Source organism: Pseudomonas haemolytica (assembly GCF_009659625.1).
Lineage (GTDB): Bacteria > Pseudomonadota > Gammaproteobacteria > Pseudomonadales > Pseudomonadaceae > Aquipseudomonas > Aquipseudomonas haemolytica.
Genome location: NZ_VOIW01000007.1, coordinates 17,661 through 43,165 on the forward strand (window position 1 = coordinate 17,661; position 25,505 = coordinate 43,165).

The 25,505-nt window shown below is 60.7% G+C and carries 23 protein-coding genes and 1 pseudogene; 14 read left to right on the forward strand and 10 right to left on the reverse strand.

Features of this window, described 5'->3' with window-relative positions:
* Positions 1-111: 111 nt before the first annotated feature.
* The 4 genes from FRT59_RS21775 to antA all read right to left on the reverse strand — a co-directional run bounded on the left by FRT59_RS21775 (position 112) and on the right by antA (position 4,495).
* Entirely contained in the window at positions 112-1,515 is a 1,404-nt protein-coding gene (locus FRT59_RS21775; protein WP_034115979.1) for an amino acid permease, read from the reverse strand.
* Positions 1,516-1,586: 71 nt separating this feature from the next.
* Positions 1,587-2,594: an anthranilate 1,2-dioxygenase electron transfer component AntC gene (gene antC / locus FRT59_RS21780; RefSeq protein WP_153872385.1), complete on the reverse strand. Its 1,008-nt coding sequence runs from the start codon at positions 2,592-2,594 to the stop codon at positions 1,587-1,589.
* An 18-nt stretch (positions 2,595-2,612) separates the two neighbouring features.
* Positions 2,613-3,104 carry an anthranilate 1,2-dioxygenase small subunit gene (antB, locus tag FRT59_RS21785; protein ID WP_153839180.1) on the reverse strand — a complete coding sequence of 164 codons (492 nt, stop codon included), beginning with the start codon at positions 3,102-3,104 and terminating at the stop codon, positions 2,613-2,615.
* A complete protein-coding gene (gene antA, locus FRT59_RS21790) occupies positions 3,104-4,495 on the reverse strand; it encodes an anthranilate 1,2-dioxygenase large subunit (protein ID WP_153872386.1) in 1,392 nt (463 codons plus the stop codon). Before antA ends, antB begins: the two co-directional genes overlap by 1 nt.
* A 310-nt stretch (positions 4,496-4,805) precedes the next feature.
* On the opposite strand from antA, the gene FRT59_RS21795 reads away from it, so the two are divergent.
* A complete protein-coding gene (locus FRT59_RS21795; protein ID WP_153872387.1) occupies positions 4,806-5,798 on the forward strand; it encodes an AraC family transcriptional regulator in 993 nt (330 codons plus the stop codon).
* Between the two features lie 132 nt (positions 5,799-5,930).
* On the opposite strand, the gene FRT59_RS21800 is transcribed toward FRT59_RS21795, so the two are convergent.
* Entirely contained in the window at positions 5,931-6,806 is an 876-nt protein-coding gene (locus tag FRT59_RS21800; RefSeq protein ID WP_153872388.1) for a LysR family transcriptional regulator, read from the reverse strand.
* 114 nt (positions 6,807-6,920) lie between these two features.
* On the opposite strand from FRT59_RS21800, the gene FRT59_RS21805 reads away from it, so the two are divergent.
* Genes FRT59_RS21805 through catA form a run of 3 tightly spaced genes read left to right on the forward strand, consistent with a single transcriptional unit; the run spans position 6,921 to position 9,320 of the window.
* Positions 6,921-8,048, forward strand: a complete 1,128-nt coding sequence (locus FRT59_RS21805; protein ID WP_153839176.1) for a muconate cycloisomerase family protein — start codon at positions 6,921-6,923, stop codon at positions 8,046-8,048.
* Between the two features lie 12 nt (positions 8,049-8,060).
* Positions 8,061-8,351: a muconolactone Delta-isomerase gene (gene catC, locus FRT59_RS21810; RefSeq protein ID WP_034115972.1), complete on the forward strand. Its 291-nt coding sequence runs from the start codon at positions 8,061-8,063 to the stop codon at positions 8,349-8,351.
* A gap of 39 nt (positions 8,352-8,390) precedes the next feature.
* A complete protein-coding gene (gene catA, locus FRT59_RS21815) occupies positions 8,391-9,320 on the forward strand; it encodes a catechol 1,2-dioxygenase (protein WP_153872389.1) in 930 nt (309 codons plus the stop codon).
* 131 nt (positions 9,321-9,451) lie between these two features.
* Here the strand turns inward: catA and FRT59_RS21820 are convergent, their stop codons facing one another.
* Positions 9,452-9,925: an Lrp/AsnC family transcriptional regulator gene (locus tag FRT59_RS21820; RefSeq protein ID WP_003194103.1), complete on the reverse strand. Its 474-nt coding sequence runs from the start codon at positions 9,923-9,925 to the stop codon at positions 9,452-9,454.
* A 144-nt stretch (positions 9,926-10,069) separates the two neighbouring features.
* On the opposite strand from FRT59_RS21820, the gene kynU reads away from it, so the two are divergent.
* Both kynU and FRT59_RS21830 read left to right on the forward strand, forming a co-directional pair.
* A complete protein-coding gene (gene kynU, locus FRT59_RS21825) occupies positions 10,070-11,320 on the forward strand; it encodes a kynureninase (RefSeq protein WP_153872390.1) in 1,251 nt (416 codons plus the stop codon).
* 100 nt (positions 11,321-11,420) lie between these two features.
* Positions 11,421-12,827 carry an amino acid permease gene (locus FRT59_RS21830; RefSeq protein ID WP_198809863.1) on the forward strand — a complete coding sequence of 469 codons (1,407 nt, stop codon included), beginning with the start codon at positions 11,421-11,423 and terminating at the stop codon, positions 12,825-12,827.
* Here the strand turns inward: FRT59_RS21830 and FRT59_RS21835 are convergent.
* On the reverse strand, positions 12,773-13,663 hold the full coding sequence (locus tag FRT59_RS21835; RefSeq protein ID WP_153872391.1) for a LysR substrate-binding domain-containing protein: 891 nt from the start codon (positions 13,661-13,663) through the stop codon (positions 12,773-12,775). The two genes, FRT59_RS21830 and FRT59_RS21835, sit on opposite strands and share 55 nt — an antisense overlap.
* A 184-nt stretch (positions 13,664-13,847) precedes the next feature.
* Here FRT59_RS21835 and FRT59_RS21840 point away from each other — a divergent pair, with 184 nt between their 5' ends.
* The 4 genes from FRT59_RS21840 (at position 13,848) to FRT59_RS21855 (ending at position 18,211) form a co-directional block, all read left to right on the forward strand.
* Positions 13,848-14,612, forward strand: coding sequence for a sulfite exporter TauE/SafE family protein (locus FRT59_RS21840; RefSeq protein ID WP_153872392.1), 765 nt, complete (start codon positions 13,848-13,850; stop codon positions 14,610-14,612).
* 52 nt (positions 14,613-14,664) lie between these two features.
* A complete protein-coding gene (locus FRT59_RS21845) occupies positions 14,665-15,561 on the forward strand; it encodes a LysR substrate-binding domain-containing protein (protein WP_034115966.1) in 897 nt (298 codons plus the stop codon).
* Between the two features lie 103 nt (positions 15,562-15,664).
* Complete coding sequence (locus tag FRT59_RS21850; protein WP_153872393.1) at positions 15,665-16,558, forward strand: NAD-dependent epimerase/dehydratase family protein; 894 nt, start codon at positions 15,665-15,667, stop codon at positions 16,556-16,558.
* A gap of 207 nt (positions 16,559-16,765) precedes the next feature.
* Positions 16,766-18,211 carry a SulP family inorganic anion transporter gene (locus FRT59_RS21855; RefSeq protein ID WP_034115964.1) on the forward strand — a complete coding sequence of 482 codons (1,446 nt, stop codon included), beginning with the start codon at positions 16,766-16,768 and terminating at the stop codon, positions 18,209-18,211.
* 2 nt (positions 18,212-18,213) lie between these two features.
* Here FRT59_RS21855 and FRT59_RS21860 read toward each other — a convergent pair whose 3' ends face one another.
* Positions 18,214-18,594, reverse strand: coding sequence for a lysozyme inhibitor LprI family protein (locus FRT59_RS21860; RefSeq protein WP_153872394.1), 381 nt, complete (start codon positions 18,592-18,594; stop codon positions 18,214-18,216).
* A gap of 246 nt (positions 18,595-18,840) precedes the next feature.
* Here FRT59_RS21860 and FRT59_RS21865 point away from each other — a divergent pair, with 246 nt between their 5' ends.
* Genes FRT59_RS21865 through FRT59_RS21880 form a run of 4 tightly spaced genes read left to right on the forward strand, consistent with a single transcriptional unit; the run spans position 18,841 to position 22,940 of the window.
* Positions 18,841-20,190 carry a GntT/GntP/DsdX family permease gene (locus tag FRT59_RS21865; protein ID WP_152612274.1) on the forward strand — a complete coding sequence of 450 codons (1,350 nt, stop codon included), beginning with the start codon at positions 18,841-18,843 and terminating at the stop codon, positions 20,188-20,190.
* 26 nt (positions 20,191-20,216) lie between these two features.
* Entirely contained in the window at positions 20,217-21,077 is an 861-nt protein-coding gene (locus FRT59_RS21870) for a MurR/RpiR family transcriptional regulator (protein WP_034115961.1), read from the forward strand.
* Between the two features lies 1 nt (position 21,078).
* Complete coding sequence (locus FRT59_RS21875; RefSeq protein ID WP_153872395.1) at positions 21,079-22,542, forward strand: N-acyl-D-amino-acid deacylase family protein; 1,464 nt, start codon at positions 21,079-21,081, stop codon at positions 22,540-22,542.
* Positions 22,543-22,571: 29 nt separating this feature from the next.
* Complete coding sequence (locus FRT59_RS21880) at positions 22,572-22,940, forward strand: glyoxalase superfamily protein (protein ID WP_034115959.1); 369 nt, start codon at positions 22,572-22,574, stop codon at positions 22,938-22,940.
* A 640-nt stretch (positions 22,941-23,580) separates the two neighbouring features.
* On the opposite strand, the gene FRT59_RS27570 is transcribed toward FRT59_RS21880, so the two are convergent.
* Both FRT59_RS27570 and FRT59_RS27575 read right to left on the reverse strand, forming a co-directional pair.
* Positions 23,581-24,444 (reverse strand): methyl-accepting chemotaxis protein, encoded by an 864-nt coding sequence (locus FRT59_RS27570; RefSeq protein ID WP_370706066.1) that lies wholly within the window; start codon positions 24,442-24,444, stop codon positions 23,581-23,583.
* Positions 24,436-25,500 (reverse strand): annotated as a pseudogene (locus FRT59_RS27575) (methyl-accepting chemotaxis protein); the annotation flags it as partial. The pseudogene FRT59_RS27575 and the gene FRT59_RS27570, both read right to left, overlap by 9 nt.
* Positions 25,501-25,505 lie beyond the last annotated feature (5 nt).

Consider the following 25,505-nt stretch of genomic DNA (forward strand, 5'->3'; position numbering starts at 1 on the left):
GAATGCAGTTAAAAATGTGGGAGGGGGCTTGCTCCCGATGGCGGAGTGTCAGTCACCAGATATACCGGCTGACATACTGCTATCGGGAGCAAGCCCCCTCCCACATTGGTATTACTGCGCTGCGGCTACCGCTTTCGTCTTACTTACGCGCAGCCGATAGGCCACGTAAATAATCCCCACCCAAACCGGCATCGCATACACCGATTCGCGAATACCCGGGATCGCGAGCATCACGCTGATAATCATCAGCATGAACGCCAGGCACAGGTAATTGCTGAACGGGAACCAGAAGGTCTTGAACGACGGCGTCACGCCTTGCTCGCCCATGGCCTTGCGGAACTTGATGTGGGTGATGCTGATCAGCGCCCAGTTGATCATCAGCGAAGCAACCACCAGGGCAAACAACAACTCCAGGGCACTTTGCGGCGCGACGTAATTGACCACCACGCACAGCATCGTTACCAACGCCGAAATCGCCAACGCCCGCAGCGGTACGCCTTGCTTGTTGAGCTTCATCAGCGCCTTGGGTGCGTCACCTTGCTCGGCCAGGCCGAACAGCATGCGGCTGTTGCAGTACACGCCGCTGTTGTAAACCGACAACGCCGCGGTCAGCACCACGAAGTTGAGGATGTGGGCGGCGGTGTCGTTGCCGATCAGCGAGAAGATCTGCACAAACGGGCTGCCGCTGTAGGGGTCGCCCGAGGCGCCGAGGGTTTGCAGCAGTTGATCCCACGGGTACAGCGACAACAGCACGGTCAGCGCACCGACGTAGAAAATCAGGATGCGGTACACCACTTGGTTGATCGCCTTGGGGATCACCTTGCGTGGCTCGCTGGCCTCGGCAGCGGTGATGCCGACCAGTTCCAGGCCACCGAACGAGAACATGATGAAGGCCATGGACATCAACAGCCCCATGCCGCCATTGGGGAAGAAACCGCCGTGGCTCCACAGGTTGCTGACCGAGGCTTGCGGGCCGCCAGTGCCGCTGAACAACAGGTAGCAGCCGAGTACGATCATGCCGACAATCGCTACCACCTTGATGATCGCAAACCAGAATTCGGCTTCACCAAAGAACTTCACGTTCAGGGTGTTGATCAGGTTAACCGCGACAAAGAACACCAGCGCGCTGACCCAGGTCGGAATCTCTGGCCACCAGAACTGGATGTACTTGCCCACGGCCGTCAGTTCGGCCATGCCCACCAAGACGTAGAGTACCCAATAGTTCCAGCCCGCCAAAAAGCCTGCGTAACCGCCCCAGTATTTGTGCGCGAAGTGGCTGAAGGAGCCGGCTACCGGCTCTTCGACGATCATTTCGCCGAGCTGGCGCATAATCAGGAACGCGATAAACCCGGCAATCGCATAGCCCAGGATCATCGACGGCCCCGCCGACTTGAGTACCCCGGCCGAGCCGAGGAACAAGCCTGTACCAATCGCCCCTCCCAAAGCGATCAGCTGAATGTGCCGGTTCTTCAGGCCACGCTTGAGGCCCACCGGGTTAACCATGTCATCCGCCATTAACATTCCCTTCTACTTGTTTTTCTCAAGGGTGAGTGCACGCCGCATCGGCCCCTCAGAAGTGCTGAGGGTCAGATATTACTCTGCGTAAACTTTTCGTAATACAGCTGAACGCCATCAAGTGCCTGATCCGCCAGCCATTGTTGAATGGATTCGACCATTGGAGGGGGGCCGCACACGTACATATCCGCCGATCTATCCCGCAATTCGGCCAGGTCGAAATGTTCGGTGAGGTAGCCACGTTTGCCGGGCCAGTCCTCGGAGGGTGCGCTGAGCACTTCGGTATAGCGAAAGTCCGGGATTTTCGCGGCATAGGCCTGGATACGCGCCGCTTCGCACAAGTCCTCGGCGCCGCGCACGCCGTAGTACAGGTGCACGGGTTGTACGCAGCCGCTGGCTGCCAGTTCATCGAGCATGCCCAGCAATGCCGACAACCCGGTGCCGCCCGCCACCAGCACCAGCGGCTGGGTGACGTGGCGCAGATAGAACGCGCCCAATGGCGCCTCAAGCAGCATTTCATCACCCACCTGGCAGCGTTCCCGCAGGTAGTTGCTCATCACTCCATCAGGCAGCAGGCGCACCAGGAACTGCAATTGATTGCCCGGGCGATTGGCGAAGGAGTAAGAGCGCCAACTGTCGGTGCCGGGCACCGAGACGCGAGCGTACTGGCCGGGCAGAAAATCCAGTGGCTGGTCCAGTTGCACCTGCACGATCGCCGTACTGGTGGACACCTGCTGCACGTCGCTCACCGTACCGCGTACCTGCACCGGCCCGGGCGCATTGCACAGGCTTGAATCGAAGTCGAAGTAGAAGGTGGCGTCGGACTGCACTCGAGTCTGGCAACTGAGCATCTTGCGTTGTTGCAGGTCGAGGCTGGAGAGGGCCTCGTCGTCTACATAGTCCTGGGTGTAATCCCCCGATTCGCAGCGGCCCTGGCAGGTACCGCATACGCCTTCGCGGCAATCCAGCGGGATCTTGATGCCGTTGCGCAGGGCCGCATCCAACAGGATTTCATTGGCGCCGACCGGAAAGAACAGGGTTTTGCCATCGGCAAAACTGAAGGCTACTTTGTGATTCATCTAGAAAGCTCCGGTGCTTCAGAGGTGATAGAAATCCAGCACCGAGTTGATCGTGTCGTTGAGCAGTAACGCGTGCTTGCGGGTGATCAACCAACTGTCGCCCTCGGGTTTGAGGCGATAGGTCGCGTGCCCGTAAAACTGCTCCGAGGTCGCCAGGCGATAGAACAGCGTGTGCCAGTTCAAGCGCACTTCCAGCGTGCCGTCGGCTTGCTCGGCAATGCGTACGTTATTGATCAAGTGCAAGGTGCGCGGCATTGGCGTCGCCGAGGCGGCCTTGCCGGTGCGCAGGCGGAACACTCGGTCTTCCAGGCCCGAACGGTTGGCGTAGTAGATCAACGACATCTCGCGCTTGGGGTCGCGGGTGTAGACGTGTTCCGAGTCCCATTGCGGCAGGTGGAACTCACTCTGCGGGTCGAACAACTGCACGTAGGCGTCCCAGTCCTGGGCATCGCACAATTGGGACTTGCGGTAGAAGAACTGCTCGATCTGGTACTGCAATTGCGCATTCATCACTTCACCTCCCGCAGGGTCAGCGCTCGCTGGTCCAGGCCCTTGAGCAGGAACTGCTGCCAGTTGCGATGCTGGTTGACGTACAAGCCTTCGTGGGTGAATTCGGTGCCGGTCATTGCCGGTTGGATGCCGATGGCCTCGCTGTTGGGCGTGGGGCCGGTTTCCCACCGGTGGCTGCCTCGTGAGATATCGCTCCAGCGTTCAAGCCTCCCCTGGAAACCGCGCTGGGCTTCGCGGAATTCCACCAGGTCATCCGGCGTGCCCATGCCCGAAACATTGAAGAAATCTTCGAACTGACGAATGCGGTTTTCGCGATCCGCGTCAGACTCACCCTTCACGCCCAGGCACTGGCTGATGATCTCGGTCTTGTTCCAGGCCACCGGGCGGATGATGCGCAGCTGTGAGCTGATCTGGTCGAGGAAGAACAGGCTGGGGTAAATGTTGAGGTTGCGCAGGCGGTGCATCATCCACTCGGCCTTTTGCTGGCCGTGCTCTTCCACCAGGCGCGGCATGATGGTGGCGTAGCCGGAGCGCACGCTGGGGTTGGGCATGTCGCTGAACAGCACGCTGTGGCCATTGTTGAAAGCAAACCAGCCGTCGTCGGTATTTGCGTCACCGGCGCCAAGCTTGCTGTAGTCCAGCGTCGTGCTTGCGCCCGTGCCGTTCTCGGTATTCACCTGCTGGCGATGCTGCACGGTGGCCACGTAGTTGTAGTGCACGGTGCTGACGTGATAACCGTCCAGGCCGTTTTCGTTCTGCAGTTTCCAGTTGCCGTCGTAGGTGTAGGCCGACTTGCCCGGCAGCACCTCCAACTCCCCAGTGGCGGATTGCGCCACCATCATGTCGAAGAACACTTTGGCATCGCCGAGGAAGTCTTCCAGGCTGTCCGTGCCCTGCACGTCCAGGCTGATAAACACAAAGCCCTTGTAGCTTTCGATGCGGGCCTTTTTCAGGCCGCGGGTGGCTTTATCGAAACCCTCTGGATATTCCCCCGGTGCCTTGACCTTCACCAGCCGGCCGTCGCTCTTGTAGCACCAGGCGTGGAACGGGCAGGTGAAGGTGGACTGGTTGCCCTTGCCCACGCGGGTGAGGGTGGTGCCGCGATGTTGGCAGGCATTGATCAACGCGTTGAGTTGGCCCTCGCCATCGCGGGTGATGATCATCGGCTGGCGCCCGGCGCGCATCGTCACGAAGTCGTGGTTGTTCGCCAGTTCGCTTTCGTGGCAGGCGTAGATCCAGTTTTTCTCGAAGATCAGTTCCATCTCCAGGTCGAACAACTCGGGCTCGGTGAACATGTCACGGGCGATGCGAAACACCGCATCGGTCGGGCGAAAATCCAGGCAGCTTTCGATAAAGCTTTTCCACTGCTCGACGCTTCTTGCACCACTCATGGGAGGCACCTTTGATCATGGCTAAACGGTGAACCATTAAGAGGCTGCGACGAGGTGCTGGGCTATCCGCTTAATGGGGGAAGCTGGGCCGCAAAGTTGGGCAGCAAATACCCACGCCGGTGCGCGCAGGTGACGGCATGCGCTACTGTGATTGCAGGTGAAGGTCGTAACAGCCTGGGGTTTATCCACATAGTCGGCCTTTGCTATCCACTCAGTGGCAACCGCGCTGGCGTGGCTTGGAACTTGCTGTCGATGTTCAACGACGCGCCGCCAGAGCGCGCAAACGCCTAACCGCCGTGGGTGCAGCCTGATGAGTAGCCAGACACGCGATATTCATATTCAACGCTTCGACCTGGAGGGTGCCCGCAGCTGGATGTCCGGCATCTGTGGGCCCCATCGCCTGGCAACGGCGACGCCCGAGCGCCTGCGTTTTCACCACAGTGCCAATGTGTTCAAGTCCCGCGCCACCACCTTGGGTGTGATCGAATATGGCACCGACGTGACCATCGACATCGAAGACGCCGAGCACTTCAGCAGCTACAGCCTGAGCCTGCCGCTGGTGGGCGAGCAGGAGCTGAGCAAGAACGGTGAGCGCCTCAGTTCCAACCGCGACCTTGGCGTAATCATTTCGCCCAATGAACATCAGGTGCTGGCGATTTCCGGAGACTGCCGCAAGTTGCAGGTGGTGATTACCCGCGCGGCGATGAGCGAGTCGCTGGAAGGTTTGCTGCAACGGCCCATCGACGCGCCGCTGCGCTTTGAATCGGTGATGGACGCGGTGGACGGCGCCCCGGCCGCGTGGTGGCGCATGGCGCGTTATTTCATCGCCGAGCTGGAATGCAGCAGCGAGTTGTACGAACAGGCGGCGTTTACCCGCGACCTGGAAAGCTCATTGATCAAGGGGCTGATCCTGGCCCAGCCGAATAACTACTCCGAAGAACTGCGTGACGTGCTGGGGGTAAAACTGCCGCATTACCTGATCCGTGCGCGGCAATACATCCATGACAACGCGCGTGAGGCGGTGCACCTGGAAGACCTGGAAGTGGCAGCAGGGGTGTCGCGGTTCAAGCTGTTCGATGCGTTTCGCAAGTACTTCGCGCTGTCGCCCATGGCTTATCTGAAGAAGCATCGGTTGGGGGCTGTGCGCCAGGAGATTCTTGAACATGGCACGGTCCGTACCATCTCTGAAATCGCCCTGGGTTGGGGGTTTACTCATTTGGGCAGGTTTTCGGCGGAGTACCGCAAGCTGTTCGATGAATCTCCCAGCCAGACGTTGCAGCGCAAGCGCCTGCGCAGTACTTGAACCTGATGACGATCAAATGTGGGAGCGGGCTTGCTCGCGAATGCGGTGGCTCAGCCGGCACATGTATTGACTGGCACACCGCATTCGCGAGCAAGCCCGCTCCCACAGGGGATGTGTGGTGATCGGAAGATCTCAGATCAACTCTTCCACCAGTTGCAGGCAATGACTGAGCCCAGGCGACTGATCATTCACCCGTCGGCTGAGAATGATCGGAGAGGTCGCGGTGGTTTCCACAATCGGCGTATAGCCAATATCCGCCCGGTGCAACACCTGCACCGATGCCGGCACCAACGTCACGCCCATACCCGCGCCCACCAGGCCGATGGCGGTCTGCAACTCGTTGGTCCACTGCGCTACCTTCACGCTCAAACCGTGGGCATCGAACAGCGCGATCACATGGTCGGCATAACTGGGGCGCGGGTTGCCCGGGTAGAGCACAAAGGGCTCGGCGGCCAACTGGGCGAGGGTGGCGGGTGCGCCCAGCAACGGGTGGCCGCTGGGCAGCACGGCCACCAGGCGATCCTCCACCAGCACCCGCTGGACGATGGCCGGGTCGTCGATGCGAATCCGCCCGAAACCCACATCGATGCGCCCAGCCTTGAGTGCTTCGACCTGCTGCAGGGTGGTCATCTCCGACAAGCCCAACTCCAGCTCCAGGGCCTCATGGTTGCGCAGCCGCCGGATCAATTCCGGCAGCACGCCGTACAAGGTCGAGGGCGCAAAGCCGATGCCCAACCAGGTCTTCTCGCCCAGGCCGATGCGCCGAGTGTTGTCGCAGACCTTGCCCAGTTGCTCGAGCAGCACATTGGCATGCTCATAGAAAAACCGCCCAGCCTCGGTCAGCCGCAAGGGCCGGCTACGTTCCAGCAGAGTGACCCCAAGCTCATCCTCCAGTTGCTGGATCTGCCGGCTCAAGGGCGGCTGGGCGATGTGCAGGCGTTCGGCGGCGCGGGTGAAGTTGAGGGTCTCGCCCAGCACCTGGAAATAGCGCAAGTGACGCAGTTCCATGTCGGCTCCTTTCATACTTTAAAGGTATTGATTGAGACCCATTCTATATTGGAACCTCGCAAAGATACGGCACAGAATCGGCCAAAACCTATAAAGAACCCAACGGGTATTGCCATGCCGATCTGCGCCATCGAGTCGATCGAAACCCTCATCGTCGACCTCCCCACCATTCGCCCGCATAAGCTGGCGATGCACACTATGCAAAACCAGACCCTGGTGATCATCCGCCTGCGTTGCGCTGACGGCATCGAGGGCATTGGTGAAGCCACCACCATCGGTGGCCTGAGCTACGGCAATGAAAGCCCCGACAGCATCAAGATCAACATCGACCGCCATTTCGCGCCGCTGTTGATCGGCCAGGACGCGAGCAATATCAACGCCGCCATGTTGCGCCTGGAGCGCAGCATTCGCGGCAACACCTTTGCCAAGTCCGGCATCGAAAGCGCTTTGCTTGACGCCCTCGGTAAACGCCTGGGCCTGCCGGTCAGCGAACTGCTCGGCGGGCGTGTACGCGATGCGCTGCCAGTGGCCTGGACCCTGGCCAGCGGCAACACCGAACAGGACATCAGCGAGGCCGAGAAGATGCTCGACCTGCGCCGTCACCGCATCTTCAAGTTGAAGATCGGCGCCGGCGAAGTCAGCCGCGACCTGGCCCATGTGATCGCAATCAAGAAAGCTCTGGGCGAGCGCGCCAGCGTGCGCGTCGACGTCAACCAGGCCTGGGATGAAGCCGTGGCGCTGCGGGCATGCCAGGTGCTGGGTGATAACGGCATCGACTTGATCGAGCAACCGATCTCACGCAATAACCGTGGCGGCATGGCCCGGCTGAACCTGTCGAGCCCGGTGCCGATCATGGCCGATGAGTCCATCGAGTGTGTCGAGGACGCCTTCAACCTGGCCCGCGAAGGTGCGGCCACGGTGTTCGCCCTAAAGATCGCCAAGAACGGCGGCCCGCGTGCGGTCTTGCGCACGGCAGCGATCGCCGAAGCGGCCGGTATCGGCCTGTACGGCGGCACTATGCTCGAAGGTGGTATCGGCACCCTGGCCTCGGCCCATGCGTTTCTCACGCTGAACAAACTGGCGTGGGACACCGAGCTGTTCGGGCCGTTGCTGCTCACCGAAGACATTCTCACCGAGCAACCGGTGTATCGCGATTTCCAGCTGCATGTTTCCACTGCGCCGGGCCTGGGCCTGACGCTCGATGAAGAGCGCCTGGCGTTCTTCCGTCGTGACAAACGCTAAGAGGCACTTGCCATGTTGTTCCACGTAAAAATGACCGTGAACCTGCCCGTCGACATGCACCCCGAGCGCGCCGCCAGCCTCAAGGCCGAAGAGAAAGCCCTGGCCCAGCGCCTGCAACAAGAGGGAAAATGGCGCCACCTGTGGCGCATCGCCGGGCACTACGCCAACTACAGCGTATTCGATGTCGACAGCGTGCAAGACCTGCATGACCTGCTGATGCAACTGCCGCTGTTTCCCTACATGGCTATTGAAGTGAATGCCCTGTGCCGACACCCGTCGTCGATCCATGCAGACGACCGCTGAGCCCCTTTTTAAAGCTAATAACAAGATGAGGAGTGCACCATGACCATCCACCTGTCCCAGACTGCCCATGCCCAACAGTTTCTCGAAGAAGCCAGCGGCAACCTCAATGATGCCGGCAACCCGCGCACCAAGGCGCTGATGTATCGGATCCTGCGTGACACCGTGAACATCATCGAAGACCTGGAAGTGACCCCGCAAGAGTTCTGGAAGGCGGTCAACTACCTCAATGAGTTGGGTAAAAATCAGGAGGCCGGCCTGCTCGCCGCGGGGTTGGGCCTGGAGCATTACCTGGACCTGCTGATGGACGCCGCCGATGAGCAAGCCGGCAAGTCCGGCGGCACACCGCGCACCATCGAAGGCCCGTTGTACGTTGCCGGTGCGCCACTGTCCAAGTACGAAGCGCGGCTGGATGATGGCAAGGACGACGCGGTGCCGTTGTTCATGCGCGGGCAAGTGCGCGATACCGAGGGCAAGCCGCTGGCGGGGGCGATTGTCGATGTGTGGCAGGCCAATACGAGCGGTACCTATTCGTGGTTCGACCCGACCCAGTCGGCATTCAACCTGCGCCGACGCATCGAGACCGACGCCCAGGGCAACTACCGTTTTCGCAGCATCGTGCCTTCGGGTTACGGCTGCCCGCCAACCGGGCCGACGCAACAGTTGCTCGACCAACTGGGGCGCCATGGGCAGCGGCCGGCGCATATCCACTTCTTCATCTCCGCGCCCGGGCACCGGCACCTGACCACGCAGATCAACCTGTCGGATGACCCGTACCTGCATGATGACTTTGCCTATGCCACGCGGGATGAGCTGATTGCCGAGATTTGCTTCAGTGACGATCCGCAGTTGGCGCGGGAGTTTGGTGTGGAGGGGCGGTTTGCGCAGATTGATTTTGATTTTGAGTTGCAGGTGGCTGATGCACCGGTGGAGCAAAAACGCATGCAACGAGTCCGCGCCCTCGAAGACTGAATGCGGACAAAATGTGGGAGGGGGCTTGCTCCCGATAGCAGAGTGTCAGTCACCTATTTACTCACTGACCCACCGCTATCGGGAGCAAGCCCCCTCCCACATTTAGTTCACATTGATCTGCAGTGATGGTGTTATTTGCGTAGGACCAGATCCAACACTTCATCCCGATCCTTGATCTTCTGCAACACAATCTCCGACCGGATATCCATCACCCCCGCCGTGCGGTTCAGGTGGTTCACGATAAAGTCGGAAAAATGCTTGAGGTTACGCGCCTGCACCCGCAGCACATAGTTGCTGGCGCCGGTGATCACGTAGGCGCTCGCCACTTCCGGCCAGCCTTGCACCTTCTTGATAAACGTCTCATGCCAGTCTTCCACATCCTGGCGTAACGACAGGTGCACGATGGCTTCCAGCTCGATCCCCAACTGCTCGGCATTCAGCACCGCGCGGTAGCCGCTGATGATTCCTTCGCTCTCCAACAAGCGTAAACGGCGCAGGCACGCGGACGGCGACAGCGCGACTTTTTCCGCCAGTTCCTGGTTGCTGATACGCCCATCCTGTTGCAGAAAGTGCAGGAGGCGCAGGTCGGTGGCGTCGAGAATCATGCTTAGAATATATCCGCGTGTTTAGAGGTTAAATTCGAATTTCCTACAGCTTAATTAGCCTGTTACCCACCACTTTGCACGAAAATTCTGTAAATCTTCGTTCATTATTTGCTCCATATTCACTTATAAAAACCAGGACGACCCATGACCACTCGAAGCCATTGCCAAGCCCTCGACGCCCAGGATCCATTGGCGCCACTGCGCGCCCAGTTCGCCTTGCCCGAGGGGGTGATCTACCTCGACGGTAACTCCCTCGGCGCTCGCCCGGTGGCGGCGCTGGAGCGGGCGCAGCAGGTGATCGCCGAGGAGTGGGGCAATGGCTTGATCCGCAGTTGGAACAGCGCTGGCTGGGCGGATTTGTCCCAGCGCCTGGGCAATCGCCTGGCGCCGCTGATCGGTGCGCGCGATGGCGAAGTGGTGATCACCGATACCACCTCGATCAACCTGTTCAAGGTGCTCAGCGCCGCGTTGAGTGTGCAGCGCCAACGGGCACCGGCGCGCAAGGTGATCGTCAGCGAAGCGAGTAATTTCCCCACCGATCTGTATATCGCCGAGGGGCTCGCTGAACTGCTGCAACAGGGCTATTCCCTTCGTCTCGTCAACAGCCCGGACGAACTGCCCCAGGCCATCGACGCGGACGTGGCGGTGGTGATGCTCACCCACGTCAACTACAAGACCGGCTACATGTACGACATGCAAGCGCTCACCGCCCTCAGCCATGAGTGCGGCGCGCTGAGCCTCTGGGACCTGGCGCATTCGGCCGGCGCGGTACCTGTCGACCTGCACCAGGCCGGCGCTGATTATGCGATTGGCTGCACCTACAAATACCTCAACGGCGGGCCGGGCTCCCAGGCATTTGTGTGGGTCAACCCGGCGTTGGTGGACCTGGTGCGCCAGCCGTTGTCGGGTTGGTTCGGGCATACCCGCCAGTTCGCGATGGAGTCCAACTACGCACCCAGCGCCGGCATTGCGCGCTACCTGTGCGGTACGCAGCCGATTACCTCGTTGGCCATGGTGGAATGCGGCCTGGAGATTTTTGCCCAGACCGATATGGCCAGCCTGCGCACTAAATCCCTGGCATTGACCGACCTGTTTATCTCGTTGGTCGAAAGCCGTTGCGCCGCCCATGGCGTGACGTTGATCACCCCTCGTGAACACGCCCGGCGGGGTAGCCACGTCAGCTTCGAACACCCCGAAGGTTATGCAGTGATCCAGGCTCTGATCGCCCGCGGCGTGATCGGCGATTACCGCGAACCACGGATCATGCGCTTCGGTTTCACGCCGCTGTATACGCGCTTTACCGAGGTGTGGGACGCCGTGGAAATCCTCGGTGAAATTCTTGACCAGAAAGCCTGGGACCAGCCGCAGTTCAAAGTTCGCAACAGCGTTACTTAAGAGCACCGCAAAACCAATGTGGGAGGGAGCAAGCCCCCTCCCACAGGAGACCTGTGTCATCAGTTAAATAGTGCAATCACAATAATAAAGGGGCACACCAGTGACCACGCCAGACAACGGCTTTGCAGAGATTACCCACCGCGAGTTGGGCCTTAGGCGCCAGCTCACCTCCGGCCAGATGAGCATGATCGCCATCGGTGGCGCCATCGGCACAGGGCTGTTCATGGGCAGCGCCTATGCCATCGGCTATGCCGGGCCGAGCGTGCTGGTGAGCTACGCCATTGGCGCGTTGATCACCTTGTTGCTGATGGGCTGCCTGGCGGAGATGACGGTGGCCCACTCCACCTCCGGCTCCTTTGGCGCCTACGCCGAGTTCTACATCAGCCCACTGGCCGGGTTCCTGGTGCGCTATGCCTACTGGGCGGCGATTGTGCTGGCGGTGGGCGCCGAGGTCACGGCGGTGGCGATGTACATGAAGTACTGGTTCGCCAACGTGCCGGAATGGGTGTGGATCGTGTCGTTTTCCAGCGTGTTGATCCTGCTCAATGCCATCAGCGTGAAGACCTTCGGCAACTTCGAATACTGGTTCTCGACGATCAAGATCAGCGCCATCGTCGGTTTCATCATCCTTGCGGTGTATGTGGTGTTCGGCTCCGGCAACCCGGACTATGGCGTGCAGAACTACACGGCCCATGACGGCTTTTTTCCCCATGGCTTGAGCGGCATGTGGATCGCGGTGATTGTGTCGATCTTCAGCTACCTCAGCGTCGAGATGATCGCCGTGGCCGCTGGTGAAGCTGCCGACCCGGAGCAGGCCGTGAAGAAAGCCTTTCGCGCCACCATCGTGCGGTTGGTGGTGTTCTACCTGCTGACCCTGGCGCTGATGCTCGCCATCGTGCCGTGGAACCAGGCCGGCCAGACTCAGAGCCCGTTCGTGACGGTGATGCAGACCATCGGCATTCCCGGCGCTACTGGAGTGATGAACTTCGTGATCCTGATCGCGGCGCTGTCGGCGATGAACAGTCAGCTCTACATCACCACGCGCATGATGTTCAGCCTGTCCCGTGCCGGTTTCGCCCCCAAGGCCATGGGTGCCTTGAGCAAGAACGGTATCCCGCTGAATGCCTTGTTGCTGTCCAGCTCGGGCATCGCCCTGGCGACCTTGCTTAACCTGGTGTACCCGGAAAGCTCGTTCACCCTGATGATGGCGATCTCGATGTTTGGTGCGATCTTCACCTGGTTCATGATCTTTCTCACGCACCTGTTCTTCCGTCGTTACCGCAAACGTCATGGTGGGGCGAAGTTGTCGTTCCAGCTGCGCTTGTTTCCCTACAGCACGCTGTTGGGGCTGGTGCTGATGGGGGCGGTGATGATCACCACCTATTTCACCGAGGCGTTCAAGATGACCCTGGTGTTTGGCGTGCCGTTTCTGCTGATTCTGTCGGCGGTGTATTACGGGTTTTTCCGCAAGGGCAGGGCCAAGGCGTCGAACAAAGCCTTGGCGTAACCCGGCAGTTGTTCGAAGGAGCGTGCACATAACAGCAGCTTGCGACAGGCCCATTCTTCTTGCAGCGGTTGGGCCTTGAAGCGGCGCTGCGACGGCCAACGTTCCAAGGCGGCCTGAGGCACGATGCCCAGGCCAGCGCCCCCGGCAACCATACGAATCAACCCATCAAAACCGTCGGCGCGAATGCGCGTTTGCAGGCGAAAGCCTGCGTGCAACGCCTGTTCCTCCAAGTACACCGCCAGCGCGCTGTCGGCCGCCAGGCCCACATAGTCGTACTGCAAGCTGTCGATGAAACTGGCTGTGGTCAACGGGTGGTCAAGGGGCATGATCAGCACCAGCGGATCGTCGCGAAACGCCAGGGCCTGCAAGCCGTGGGTGTCCACTGCATCGGAAATAATCCCCAGGTCGGCCGTGCCCTGGCGCAATGCGTGGGTGATGCGCAGGCTGGGCAGCTCTTGCAGGTCGATATCGAGGTTGGGGTGTTCGCGCAGAAAATCCGCCAGCAGTTCAGGCAGGTATTCGCTGAGGGCGGTGGTGTTGCACAGCAGCCGTACCTGGCCTTTGACGCCATTGGCGTATTCGGCCAGGTCTTGTTGCAGGTGGTCGGCCTGTTGCAGCAGCAAGCGAGCGTGCCGGGCCAGGGCTTTGCCCGCAGGCGTTGGGGTGACGCCACGGCGGCCACGGTCGAGAAACGCGATGCCCAGTGACGACTCCATCGCCCGGATGCGTGCGCTGGCGGCAGCCAGGGACAAATGGCTGCGGGCCGCACCGGCGGTGATATTGCCGGTGTCGAGAATGTGCAGGTAGAGGCGCAGGTCGATCAGGTCAAAGTGCATGGCGGGAAGTTTTCCGGTGACTGTGCGGGCCCCTTCGCGAGCAAGCCCGCTCCCACAGTTGGAATGCGATTCAAGTGTGGGAGCGGGCTTGCTCGCGAAGAGGGCATCAGCCTCACAAAAAACAAGAGGCTGCCTCAGTATATGGCGAATTTCCCCGATCATTGAAAAGCGCCAAGATAGGTCCATGAATACCTTCCTAGCGTTCTACCAAAACCTTGGCCCAGCCCTGACAGGGCTGATCATCACCACCTTCCTGCTGGCCGGCACGGTCAAGGGCATCATCGGCCTCGGCCTGCCTACCGTAGCCATGGGCATGCTCAGCCTGGCTATGTTACCGGCGCAGGCAGCGGCTCTGCTGATCATTCCTTCGACTATCACCAACCTCTGGCAACTGGCGTTCGGTGGCCATTTGAGTGCCTTGCTCAAACGCCTGTGGCCCATGCTGTTGCTGATTTTCCTCGGTACCGGGCTTGGTACCTTGTGGCTGGGCATGGGCGGCGGGCCTTGGGTGGTGCGAGGGTTGGGCGCGGCGTTGCTGGTGTACGCATTGAGCGGCTTGTTCCTGCCGGTGTTCCGGGTAAACCCGGCAACCGAGCGTTGGCTGGGGCCGCTGTGCGGGGTCGTCACCGGCCTTATCACCTCGGCTACCGGCGTGTTCGTGATTCCCGCTGTGCCCTATTTGCAAGCCTTGGGCTTGAATCGCGATCAGTTGGTGCAGGCGCTGGGCCTGTCGTTCAGCGTGTCGACGCTGGCGCTGGCCGCGGGACTGGCGTGGCGTGGCACCTTGGGTGGCGGTGAAATCGGCGCCTCGCTGTTGGCCCTGGTGCCAGCGCTGTTGGGGATGTGGCTAGGCCAGGCACTGCGCCAGCGTATCAGCGCGGTGCTGTTCAAGCGTGTGTTCTTCATCGGCATGGCGTTGCTGGGAGGCCATCTGTTGATCAGTGGTTAAGTGTCCTGCCTCTCGGTGTAAGCTGCGCTGAACCGATAACGAGGGAGCGCTTGTGAAAGCCCGGTCCGATGAGCTACAGATTTTTGTCAGCGTGATTGAGTGCGGTTCGATTTCTGCCGCTGCGGAGCAGGCTGGGCAGACACCGTCGGCGGTGAGCCGCACATTGTCGCGCCTGGAAGCCAAGCTCGAGACCACGCTGATCAACCGCACCACACGACGCATGGACCTGACCGAGGAGGGCAAGTACTTCTTCGAGCAAGCCAAGGTGATCCTGGCGCAGATGGATGAGCTGGAAGAACGCCTGTCGTCGCGCCAGAAAAAACCGGCGGGCCGCCTGCGGATCAACGCCGCAGTGCCGTTCATGCTGCATGGGATCGTGCCGTACATCGCCGAATTTCGCAGCCGCTACCCGGACATCCAACTGGAGCTGAACAGCGATGACCTGATCATCGACCTGCTCGAGCAAAGTACCGACATCGCTATTCGTATCGGCGCCCTGGCCGACTCGACCTTACATGCCCGTTCCCTGGGTTCTACCCCGCTGCATATCCTCGCCAGCCCCGACTACCTCAAGCAGCACGGCACGCCGACGACGGTAACCGAATTGGCCGCCCACACGTTGCTTGGCTTCACCCACACCGACACCCTCAACCACTGGCCGCTGCGCCATGTGGAAGGTGACCGCTGGCTGATCCAGCCCAGCGTCAGTGCGTCCAGTGGCGAAACCGTGCGGCAGTTGGCGCTGGAAGGGCAGGGCATTTGCTGCCTGTCGAACTTCATGACGGTCGACGACATCGATGCCGGGCGCCTGGTGCCGGTGCTGGAGGCGTTCAACAGCGGCTATCGCCAGCCGATCCATGCGGTGTTCTACCGTAACTCGCAATTGGCATTGCGCATTCAGTGCTTCCTGGACTTCATTCAAGCCAAGCTGGCGCGGTATGCCTGCTGATTCGTGACCTATACGCAAGAGTGAATTGGGCAATACGGGCTTATTCGGCCGGGAGGGGTGCTTGATACTGGACCCATCACTTACCCAGTCAGGAGTCACTTCCATGAACGTATTCGTTACCGGCGCCGCAGGGTTTATCGGCGGTTCCATTGCCACCGGCCTGGTCAAGGCCGGCCATCACGTCACCGGCCTGGTGCGCAGCGCCGAACAAGCTGCCGAGATGACCGCCCTGGGCATCACCCCGGTGATTGGCACTCTCGACGACAGCGCCGTATTGACCGAACAGGCGCGCAAAGCCGATGCCGTTATCAATGCCGCCAGCAGCGATCATCGTGCCGCCGTAGAAACCTTGCTGGCCGCGTTGAAAGGCTCGAACAAACCGTTCCTGCACACCAGCGGTTCGAGCATCGTCGGCGATGCGTCGGGCGGTAAGGCCAGCGATGTCATCTATTTCGAAGACAACCTGCCGGAGCCGACTGTCGACAAGGCCGCACGCGTGGCGATCGACAACCTGATCCTGGCAGCGGCCAGCAACGGCGTGAATTCGGCGGTGATCTGCAACACGCTGATCTACGGCCACAGCCTGGGCGTTAAGCGTGACAGCGTGCAATTGCCGCGCTTGCTCAAACAGGCGCGCAAAAGTGGTGTGGTGCGCCATGTGGGCCCAGGGCAGAACATCTGGTCCAACGTGCATATCGAAGACGTGGTGGCCCTGTACCTGCTGGCGCTGACCAAAAATCTACCGGGTACGTTTTACTTTGTGGAAAGCAGTGAGGCGGCGTTTATCGACATGACCACCGCGATTGCCCAAGCGCTGAACCTGGGCGAGCCGCAGGATTGGCCATTGGCCGAGGCTGAGGCCGAGTGGGGTTATGAAATGGCCAACTATGGCCTGGGCTCCAATAGCCGGGTGCGCGGTAAGCATGCGCGCCAATTGCTGGGCTGGGTGCCGAAGCGTACGTCGGTGGTGGAGTGGATTCGCAACGAGATGGTGTGATGTTCGCTTGAGACCGAGGAGCTGCTATCGGGAGCAAGCCCCCTCCCACATTTGACCGAGTTCCAACTTTGGAATGCATTCAAGTGTGGGAGGGGGCTTGCTCCCGATGGCGGCGACTCGGTTCACTTGTAGTTACACTTTACTGGCCCATCCCGTTGCAATTCCGTACCATTCCTCGCCTTATCCCCCGCAACGCCCTGGTACTCCATGAACCTCACCCGTCTGCGCGCCGATGCCCTGGCCGGCCTCACCACGTCTTTCGCGCTGCTGCCCGAATGTATCGCCTTCGCCCTGGTCGCCCATCTCAACCCGCTGATGGGGCTCTACGGCGCTTTTATCATTTGTACCCTCACTGCGCTGTTCGGCGGTCGCCCGGGCATGGTCTCGGGCGCGGCCGGCTCGATGGCGGTGGTGATCGTCGCGCTGGTGGTACAACACGGGGTGGAGTATCTGCTGGCGACGGTGCTGCTGGGCGGGTTGATCATGGTCGCGTTCGGGCTGCTGCGCCTGGGCAAGCTGGTGCGCATGGTGCCGCACTCGGTGATGCTTGGTTTCGTCAACGGCCTGGCGATTATTATCGCGCTGGCGCAATTGGAGCATTTCAAGAGCGGCGACAGCTGGCTCAGTGGCACGCCGTTGTATGTGATGACGGGGCTGGTTGGGGTGACCATGGCGATTGTCTATTTGCTGCCACGCCTGACCCGGGCCGTGCCGCCCGCGTTGGTGGCGATTCTGGGTGTCGGCCTGGCGGTGTACCTGCTTGGCCTGCCGACGCGCACGTTGGGCGATATGGCGCATATCGCCGGCGGTTTGCCGAGCTTCGCCCTGCCGCAACTTCCCTGGACCCTGGAAACCCTCGGCATCATCGCGCCCTACGCGTTTCTGATGGCGATGGTCGGCCTGCTGGAAACCCTGCTGACTCTCAACCTCACCGACGAAATCACCGAGACCCGTGGCTACCCCGACCGCGAAAGCGTGGCCCTGGGCGCGGCGAATATGGTCTCGGGCCTGTTCGGTGGCATGGGCGGTTGCGCGATGATCGGGCAAACCGTGATCAACCTCAGCTCCGGCGGGCGCGGGCGTTTCTCTGGCGTGTTTGCCGGGGTGATGATCCTGTTGTTCATTCTGTTTCTGTCACCGCTGATCGAGCGGATTCCGCTGGCGGCGTTGGTAGGCGTGATGTTCGTGGTGTCGCAGCAGACCTTCGCCTGGGCGTCGCTGCGGGTGATCAACAAGGTGCCGCTCAATGACGTACTGGTGATCATGGCGGTGACGATCATCACCGTGTTTACCGACCTGGCCACCGCTGTGCTGTGCGGCATCGTTATCGCCGCGCTTAACTTTGCCTGGCAACAGGCGCGGGAGCTGTACGCGGATGAACACCTGGAGGCCGACGGCAGCAAGCTTTACCGTCTGCATGGCACCTTGTTCTTTGCCTCGACCACGCCGTTCCTGAATCAATTCGACCCGGCCAACGACCCGGCCCAGGTCACGCTGGATTGCCGTCACCTGAGCTTTGTCGACTATTCGGCGATTGCCGCACTGATGACCCTGCGCGAGCGCTATACCAAGGCCGGCAAACACCTGCGGGTGCTGCATTTATCCGAGCGCTGCAAGAAGCTGCTCAAGCGTGCCAAGGTTCAGCATGACTGATATTACGGCCCGACCAGGTCTTCGAGCTCCTGGGCGCGGGTCTGGGTCATGTCGAGCACGCAGCCGGAGCCGTTGACCTGATCAATAGTGCCGCCGGTGGCACTGCCGGCGAAGGAGCAATTGGCATCGCGGTATTTGATCCACAGGCGCTGCACGTCTTGCAATTGCTGCTTGCGCGCGCCTTCCTGGGCGGCGAGGGCGGTTTTGTAGGCGCGGTTCAGGCGCTCGTCCTGCACCTTGGTTTGCCTGGCGTTGCAATTGACCATGTCCGCAGTGGTGTTGGCGCTGTCCATGCATTTTTTCAATGCGGCGTTGTCGGCGGCATAGGCGCTGGCGCATAGGGCAAGAAGCAGGGCGCTGGCGGCGATTGTGGTGCGAATCATGGGCGGTTTCCTGAACAGAGTAGAGGCGCATTCTATGACTCGAGGGCGGCGCTTGAGTTTCCGGCATCCTCTGATCTTCATGTAAGAACACCCCCCGAATTTTCATAGGCTGGCGTTGCACATATCCCCAAGCGACAGCGCTTATCTGTGGGCGAAAATTACTTTCATAAAAATTGAAAATACTCCTCGGTAATGATTTATGAGTTTCACAACCAATTCGACGTGACCCTTTCCGAGGAGTACCGCATGGCCGCATCACCGGGCTTCGGGCTATTGGCATACGCCGCCATCGCCATCATTGCATTGATCGTGCTGATTGCACGTTACCGACTCAACCCGTTTATCGTCATCACCCTGGTGTCCATCGGCCTGGCGCTGATGGCCGGGATGCCGGCGGACACCATCATGGGGTCGTATGAGGCGGGTGTGGGTAAAACCCTGGGGCATATCGCCCTGGTGGTGGCGCTGGGCACCATGCTCGGCAAGATGATGGCCGAATCCGGCGGCGCCGAGCAGGTGGCGCGTACGCTGATCAACCGCTTCGGTGAGCGCAACGCCCACTGGGCGATGGTGTGCATCGCGTTCCTGGTGGGGCTGCCGCTGTTTTTCGAGGTCGGTTTTGTGCTGCTGGTGCCGATTGCCTTTACGGTGGCGCGGCGCGTGGGCGTGTCGATCCTGATGGTCGGCCTGCCGATGGTCGCCGGCCTGTCGGTGGTGCATGCGCTGGTGCCGCCGCACCCGGCGGCAATGATGGCGGTGCTGGCCTACAACGCCTCGGTCGGGCAGACCGTGCTGTATGCGATTTTGATTGGTATTCCCACGGCGATCATCGCCGGCCCGGTCTACGCCAAATTCATCGTGCCGTACATTCACCTGCCGGCGGAAAACCCGCTGGAGCGCCAGTTCATCGAGCGTGAACCGCGCACCCGCCTGCCCAGTTTTGCACTGACCATGGGCACCATCCTGTTGCCGGTGGTGCTGATGATGATCGGCGGCTGGGCCAACGTGATTTCCACCCCGGGCACCGGCTTTAACCAGTTCCTGCTGTTTATCGGCAACTCGGTGATCGCCCTGTTGGTGGCGACCCTGGTGAGCTTCTGGACCTTGGGCCTGGCCCAGGGCTTTAACCGTGAGTCGATTCTCAAATTCACCAACGAATGCCTGGCGCCGACCGCCAGCATTACCTTGCTGGTGGGTGCGGGCGGCGGGTTGAATCGCATCCTGGTGGACGCCGGTGTGACGAATGAAATCCTCGGCCTGGCCCATGCGTTCCACTTGTCGCCGCTGGTGATGGGCTGGCTGTTCGCCGCCCTGATGCGTATCGCCACCGGCTCGGCCACGGTAGCCATGACCACTGCGTCGGGCGTGGTCGCGCCGGTCGCCTTGGGCTTGGGTTATCCACACCCCGAATTGCTGGTGCTGGCGACCGGTGCGGGTTCGGTGATCTTTTCCCATGTCAACGACGGTGGCTTCTGGCTGATCAAGGAATACTTCAATATGACGGTGATCCAGACCTTCAAGACCTGGACCGTGCTGGAGACTCTGATTTCGGTGGTCGCCTTCGGTCTCACCTACGGCTTGTCACTGGTTTTATGAGCCTCATTCTGTAACCCGGAGCCCCCATGGACATCCTCTACCAGATCCGCGCCCGCCAGGACTCTTTCAGCGCCGGCGAAGGGCGTATCGCCAAGCTGATGCTTGAGGATGTGGGCTTTGCCGCCTCGGCCAGCCTGGAGGCGTTGTCCCAGCGGGCCGAGGTCAGTACCGCCACCCTGTCACGTTTTGCCCGCAGCGTCGGTTGCCGTGACTTGCGCGATTTGCGCCTGCAATTGGCCCAGGCCAGTGGTGTGGGCAGCCGCTTTCTGGACCCTGCGGGGTTGCCGGAACAGTCGGCATTTCATCGGCAGATCCTGGGCGATATCGAGGCGACGTTGCGTCAGCATCTGTCGGGTTTCAATCAACGCAGTTTCGTCGATGCGGTCAACCTGCTGGGCAAGGCGCGCATGATCCATGCGTTCGGCATGGGCGGCCCGTCGAGCCTGTGCAGTGATGAATTGCAGGTGCGCCTGGTGCGGCTGGGCTACCCGATTGCCGCCAGCCATGACCCGGTGATGATGCGTGTCACCGCTGCGACCCTGGGGCCGGAACATGCCTTGATCGTGTGCTCCCTCACCGGGCTGACGCCCGAGCTATTGGATGTGGTGAAGCTGGCGCGCAACTACGACGCCCGCATCGTCGCTATCACGCTTGCCGATTCCCCCCTGGCGCAGTTGGCAGATGTGTTGCTGCCGCTGCAACCGGCGGAAACCAGTTTTATCTACAAACCCACCGCGGCCCGCTACGGCATGTTGCTGGCCATCGACCTGCTCGCCACTGAGCTGGCGCTGGCCCTGCCGGACGACAACCAGGAACGCCTGCGCCGGATCAAACTGGCCCTGGACGATTACCGCGGCGGCCCCGACAGCCTGCCGCTTGGAGATTGATATGAAGTACGACACGCTGATTCGCCAGGCGCTGATCATTGATGGCAGCAACGCCGAAGGGTATGTCGCCGACGTGGGATTGCATGAAGGGCGTATCAAGACGATTGGCGACTTGTCCACAGCCGAGGCCGAACAGGTCATCGACGCCCATGGCCGCGTATTGGCACCGGGCTTTATCGATGTGCACACCCACGATGACACGGTGGTGATCCGCCAGCCGCAGATGCTGCCCAAGCTCAGCCAGGGCGTGACCACGGTGATTGTCGGTAACTGTGGCATCAGTGCCTCGCCGGTGAGTTTGCGCGGCGCCCCGCCGGACCCAATGAACTTGCTGGGCAACAGTGAGGCGTTCTGCTATCCGCGGTTCAGCGATTATCGCAACGCAGTGCAAGACGCCCATCCGGCGGTGAACGTCGCCGCATTGATCGGCCACACAGCCCTGCGCAGCAACCATATGGACGACCTGCACCGCACGGCCACGCCCGGTGAAATCACGGCGATGCGCGTGCAGTTGCAAGAGAGCCTGGAAGCCGGCGCCCTGGGTTTGTCCACAGGCCTGGCCTACGCCAGCGCGTTCAGTGCCGAGACCGATGAAGTGTTGCAACTCACCGAAGAGCTGACGGCCTACGGTGCGGTGTACACCACCCATTTGCGCAGCGAATTCGAGCCGGTGCTGGAGGCGATGGAGGAGGCGTTTCTGATCGGCCGTCATGCCAAGGTACCGGTGATCATTTCCCACCTTAAATGCGCCGGTGCCGGTAACTGGGGGCGTAGTCCGCAGTTGTTGGCATCGCTTGAAGCCGCGGCAAAAAATCATCCAGTGGGCTGTGATTGCTATCCCTATGCCGCCAGCTCCTCGACCCTGGACCTCAAGCAAGTCACCGACGCGTTTCGCATCACCATCACCTGGTCGACGCCGCACCCGGCAATGGGCGGGCGCGACTTGCAGGATATCGCTGCCGAGTGGGGCGTTTCGCTGCTCGACGCTGCCCGTCGCCTGCAACCGGCTGGCGCAGTCTATTACGGCATGGATGAAGCCGATGTGCGGCGCATCCTCGCCCATCCGCTGTCGATGGTGGGCTCGGATGGGTTGCCCGAAGACCCGTTTCCCCACCCGCGCTTGTGGGGTGCGTTTCCACGGGTGCTGGGGCACTTCAGCCGGGATGTCGGCTTGTTCCCGTTGCACACGGCGGTGCACAAGATGACCGGTTTATCGGCAGCGCGCTTTGGCTTATCCGAGCGTGGCGAAATCCGTGAAGGGTACTGGGCCGACCTGGTGCTGTTCGACCCGCTGCGGGTGCGCGATGTGGCCGATTTCAAGGCGCCGCAACGGGCGGCAGAAGGGATTGATGGCGTGTGGGTCAATGGCGTGTTGAGTTACCGCGATGGGCAGGCCAATGGTCAGCGGCCGGGGCGATTCCTGGCGCGCAGTGGGGATTTGCGTGGCGGGTTTTCGTCTCTATAGTGGGCGTTCTCACACACGGAGCAGTCGCCATGCACTTAGGAAAAGTCACCCCCATCCTGCGGATTTTCGATGAGGCCAAGGCGTTGGAATTCTACGTCGACTTCCTGGGGTTCAAGGTCGATTGGCAGCATCGTTTCGAGGCGAATTTCCCGTTGTACCTGCAAGTGTCACTGGGCGAGTGTGTGCTGCATTTGTCCGAGCACCATGGCGATGCGTCGCCGGGGTCGGCGGTGCGGATTCAGGCGACAGAAGTGGACGCGTATCAGCAGCAGTTGCTGGCCAAAGATTACCGTTATGCCAAGCCCGGGGTTGAGGAAACGCCTTGGGGCTCGCGGGAGATGAGCATCAGTGATCCGTTTGGGAATCGGCTGGTGTTTGTCGAGGAAGGCGAGGGCTGATGGGGAAATGGCAGGCAATAAAAAACCGCCTTAGTAGGGCGGTTTTTTATTGCAAACCCAGTGAGTGGCTGGGGTTTGCTATCTCAAAGGACGCATTGACCCGCAGGTGGATACTACCGCCGGTCACGTCGTCACGCAACACGGAACGATGGCCGGCATGGATACTTTAGGCATCTTTCTCTTGCCTGATTTGACTGCAAAAGCTTGCAATGAATCTATCGGGCGATACTGGATATTTGACCACTGTTGGACACACCTTAGACGGGAATGTTGGTTAGGATCTTCCCCGTTCTGCGTTTGTCGCTTTTGGGGGGGCCGGGTATGCGCGCGAATTCTGGACCGACCGCCACGGGCTAGTAATCCGTGCCGGATTGATGCGGAAGGACCACTAGCCCGGCCACCTCAAAGGACGCATTGACCCGCGTCCAAAGGCTCACGTGTTCCGGTAAGTGCGCTGGAGGTGGGGCCCAACTCAAGGAGGGCCGAGTATGTCTAAGCTTGCACGACGTACGTGGAACCTCGTAGTAAATGCCCTACGTGTTTATCACGTGTGGACATTCCTGCGGGACAGCTTTGATGACCTGTAAGGTCTGAGAAGTGGAGCCGCCTCGGCTTAAATCGAGGCGGCTTTTTTGGTTTTTCAAACCCGGAAATGACTGACCATCTGCTGCAACTGGCTGCCCAAACGCGCCAATTCCACACTCGACTTGGCCGTCTCGTCACTGGCCGTCGCTGTCTGCTCGGACACATCCCGCACATTCACAATACTGCGGCTGATCTCTTCGGCCACGGCGCTCTGCTGTTCGGCGGCCGCTGCAATCTGCTGGTTCATCGACTGGATGTTCGACACCGTGCGGGTGATGTTCTCCAGGGATACGCCTGCCTTGCGCGTCAGCTCGACGCTGCTGTCGGTGAGGCTACGGCTGTTATTCATCACGCTGGCCACTTGCTGGGTACCGTTTTGCAAGCCGGCCACCAGGCCTTCGATTTCTTCGGTGGATTTCTGCGTACGCTGGGCCAGGCCACGCACTTCGTCGGCGACCACGGCAAAGCCACGGCCGGCTTCACCGGCACGTGCGGCTTCAATCGCGGCGTTGAGGGCCAGCAGGTTGGTCTGTTCGGCCACGGCCTTGATCACGTCCATGACGCTGCCGATCTTGTTGCTCTCTTGCTGCAGGTGCGTCATGGCGTCGGTGGAACGCGCTACTTCGGCGGCCAATCGCTCGATCTGGGCAATGGCTTCGGCCACCACCTTGTCGCCTTCGCGGGCTTGCCCGTCGGCGTCGGACGCGGCTTGGGAAGCCTGTTCGGCATTGCGCGCCACTTCCTGCACGGTGGCGGTCATTTCATGCATGGCGGTGGCGACCTGATCGGTCTCGATCTTCTGACTGTTCACACCGGCGCTGGTCTGTTCAGTCACCGCCGACAATTCTTCGGCGGCGCTGGCAATCTGAGTCACGCCATCGCGGATGCCGCTGATCAGCTCGCGCAGGGTCGTGCCCATGCGCTGGATGCCTTGTTGCAACACGCCCAGCTCATCACGACGGGTCACCTGGATGTTGTGGCTCAGGTCGCCGGAAGCGATGCGTTCCACCACGGCTAGCGTGTCCTGGATCGGGCGCGTGATCTGGCGGGTGATCACCCAGGCAGCGATGATGCCGACCAGCAGGGCCAGCAAGGTGCTGATCAATTGCAGGCTACGGGCCTGAGTGCTTTCAGTGTCGCGACGTTCCAGCTGGATGTCGTACAGCTTGTCGCTGATCGTGACGATATCGGCGCCTTGTGTCGTCATTTCGGCGCGGGCGGTAACGATGTTGGCGTTGGCTGCCTTGTAGCTTTGCACGGCGCTGCGATAGTCACCGAGCGCGGTTTCCAGTGCGGTCAATGCGGTTTGCTGGCCAGCACCGAATGCGGCGCTGAGGGCTTTCAAACCGGCGACGGCTTTTTCGATTTGCGCAGCGGCACGGGTTTCGGTTTCGGCGCTCGGGCTATTGGTATAGCCGCGCACTTCGTAGCGAGCCTGCTGGAACTCGCTCTTGGCTTGGGTCACGGCCAAAAATTGACTGAAGCGCTCCGGGCTATCGGGCGACTGCTGCACATTGGCTTCCAACGCATTGATTTGTGCATTGGCGATGTCGGCCTTGGCGCCCATGACGTCGCGTGCAGCGTTGCCATTACGGTAGGCCTCGCGCATTTTATTCAGGGACTGGCGGTAAGCGGTAATGACGGCTTTCTGGTCATTGAGCAGCTTGAGGTTTTCCGGGCTCTTGAACGTGTCCAGCAGCTTCTGTTGCTGGGCGGCGAAGGCATCGAGGCTGGTCTGCACGTTCTGCGCCACGGCTTCGTCGCCGTTGGCCAGCATGTATTGCAGGCGCACGATCCGCAGCTTGGTCAGCGAGGCGTTGAGCTGGGTGATGTCACTCATCCAGTTGCTACGGTCGATCAAGCCGCCCAGGCTGGTCCAGCCGGTGAGTGCCAGGATCGAGGTGAGGACCAGCACCAGGCCAAAGCCCAGGCCGAGTTTGAGGTTGACGCTGATGTTACCGAACCAGCTGTTCATCGAAA